Annotated in this window: 1 protein-coding gene; it reads left to right on the top strand. The window is 69.9% G+C overall.

What is annotated here, in order from left to right; all coding sequences use genetic code 11:
* The coding region (locus ABT300_RS43920) for an acyltransferase domain-containing protein (protein WP_351688753.1) at positions 1-1527 on the top strand (1527 nt) is incomplete at both ends.

Raw genomic sequence — 1527 nt, 5'->3', positions numbered from 1 at the left:
TGGAGGCGCACGGCACGGGGACGAAGCTGGGCGATCCGATCGAGGCGCAGGCGCTCCAGGCGACCTACGGTCAGGAACACGACGCCGACACCCCGCTGTTGATCGGTTCCCTGAAGTCCAACGTCGGCCACACACAGGCCGCTTCCGGTGTAGTGGGCGTCATCAAGATGGTCGAGTCGCTCCGGCGCGGCGTCGCCCCCAAGTCGCTGCACGGGGAGGAGCTCACCCCGCACGTCGACTGGTCCTCCGGAACGCTGCGCCTGCTCACCGAGGCGGCCGACTGGCCGGAGACCGGACGGCCGCGCCGCGCCGGCGTCTCTTCCTTCGGAGGCAGCGGCACGAACGCTCACGTCGTCCTCGAGCAGGCGCCGGTCGCCGAACAGACGGAAGCCGCCGGGACGACGGACGCCGAAGCGCCGGACGCCGAGACCACGTATGCCGAGACCACGGACGCCGAGGCGGCGGACACGGCGGAGAGGACCGGTGTCGTCCTGCCCTGGATGCTGTCGGCCCGCTCGGCGACCGCACTGAAGGAGCAGGCACAGCGGCTGCTCGACCGCGTCGAGTCCGCCGACCTCTCCGCCGTGGACGTCTCCCACGCGCTCGCCACAGGTCGCGCCGCGCTCGAAGAGCGCGCCGTGGTCATCGGCACGGACCAGGCGGGCCTGGTCGACGGCCTGCGCGCCCTGGCCCGAGGTGAACGCTGCCCGAATGCGGCCCGCGGCTTCGCAGAGAGCCCCGGCTCCTCCCTCGACCCGGTGTTCGTGTTTCCGGGTCAGGGTGCGCAGTGGGTGGGGATGGCGGTGGAGTTGTTGGATTCTTCGCCGGTGTTCGCTGCGCGGTTCGTGGAGTGTGGGGTGGCGTTGGAGGGGTTGGTGGGTTGGTCGTTGGTGGATGTGGTGCGGGGGGTGGGGGGTGCGCCGGGGTTGGATCGGGTGGATGTGGTGCAGCCGGTGTTGTGGGCGGTGATGGTGTCGTTGGCTGCGTTGTGGGAGTCGTTCGGTGTGCGTCCGGCTGCGGTGGTGGGTCATTCGCAGGGGGAGATCGCGGCTGCGGTGGTGGCGGGTGCGTTGAGTGTGGTGGACGGTGCGCGGGTGGTGGTGTTGCGGTCGCGGGCGCTTGTGGCGTTGGCGGGTGGTGGGGGGATGGTGTCGGTGGCTCTGCCCGCCGAGGGTGTGGGCGGTGTGCGTGAGTTGGTGGGGCGTTTCGGCGGTCGGGTGTCGGTGGCTGCGGTGAACGGTCCGTCGTCGACGGTGGTGTCGGGTGATGTGGGTGCGTTGGAGGAGTTGGTGGGGTTCGCGGAGGGGGCGGGGGTGCGGGTGCGTCGTATCGATGTGGATTATGCGTCGCATTCGGCTCATGTGGAGGTGTTGGAGGAGGAGTTGGCGGGGGTGTTGGGTTCGGTGTCGGCGTTGGTTCCGTCGGTGCCGTTCTTGTCGACGGTGACGGGTGAGTGGGTGGAGGGTGCGGTGACGGACGGGGGGTATTGGTTCCGGAATCTGCGGCAGACGGTGTTGTTGGAGCCGG

Origin of the sequence: Streptomyces sp. NPDC001027 (genome assembly GCF_040299045.1) — a bacterium.
In the GTDB taxonomy this organism is placed as follows: Bacteria; Actinomycetota; Actinomycetes; order Streptomycetales; family Streptomycetaceae; genus Streptomyces.
Note: the sequence above shows the minus strand (reverse complement) of the source record. Positions and strands in the feature narration are given on the sequence as shown.